This window comes from Virgibacillus salexigens (assembly GCF_014905415.1).
In the GTDB taxonomy this organism is placed as follows: domain Bacteria; phylum Bacillota; class Bacilli; order Bacillales; family Amphibacillaceae; genus Virgibacillus; species Virgibacillus salexigens.
This window is the reverse complement of sequence record NZ_BNEO01000204.1, coordinates 1-290: the sequence shown is the minus strand read 5'-3', so window position 1 is coordinate 290 and position 290 is coordinate 1. Positions and strand designations below refer to the sequence as shown.

General features: G+C 36.9%; 1 protein-coding gene. It reads right to left on the bottom strand.

Annotated elements, in window-relative coordinates; translation table 11 throughout:
- Positions 1-290: carboxyl transferase domain-containing protein (locus JKP73_RS22850; RefSeq protein ID WP_308436525.1), on the bottom strand; the 290-nt coding region annotated here is incomplete at both ends.

Sequence of the window (290 nt, the reverse complement as noted above, 5' to 3'; positions counted from 1 at the left end):
CGCTCCACCTTTGTTCCAATCATGAATCCAGGAACATCAACTAAAAACAGAAGCGGGATATTAAATGCATCACATAGTTGCCCAAATTTTGCTGATTTATCAGCAGAATCTGGAAAAAGAACGCCCCCTTTCATACGTGGTTGATTAGCAATAATCCCAACAGCTCGACCATCCATTCGAGCAAGACCAGTAATTAATTCAGGAGCAAACTTTTTCTTAATTTCACAAAAACTTCCTTCATCAATAAGTTGATCAATGAGATCATACATATTAAATGGCACATTTTGATT